A 509-nucleotide genomic window follows, 5' to 3' on the forward strand; every position below is an offset into this window, starting at 1 on the left:
TCATACTCGACACTCGTTACTTCTTCACGCGTCAATGGAATATATTGCGCATTCTCCTCACCAGATATCCGTACCAAACGACCATCGGACAAGTAATTCTGTATCAGATGCAAAATAATCTTACCCTGCCTTTTGCGATACAAACGTAAACCATCAAACAGACAAGCAAGCAGATTTAAACTGGATTGGCGTCGTTGTGCCTCCAAAATACCCGCTTGTGTCACTTCCCTTGTACCAATGAATTCGGGTGATAAACCCGTCACCTGATTAATTGCTTCCTTAGCTTCATTAAACAGCTGGAAAAAGCCCTCTGGAAACTGTGCTACAGGCTTTGGTTGTATCTTGCCTTCTGCAAGAGCGCCATCTTCAGCAACTAGCAACGCATCAGCCCGCGCCCAATCTTGCATAGCCTGCCTGATGTCCTTAAACGCCCCTTCCTCGACAATAAGCCCCCCTTTGGATTGGCTATTAAGGATATACATCACTTGACTAAAATATTTATTCGCCCA

The 509-nt window shown here is 45.0% G+C and carries 1 pseudogene; it reads right to left on the reverse strand.

The annotated features are described in order from the left end of the window. Positions 1-509 (reverse strand): annotated as a pseudogene (locus ACFINO_RS11650) (phage portal protein); the annotation flags it as partial.

The organism is Bartonella sp. AA83SXKL, from assembly GCF_042196965.1.
Classification (GTDB): Bacteria; Pseudomonadota; Alphaproteobacteria; order Rhizobiales; family Rhizobiaceae; genus Bartonella.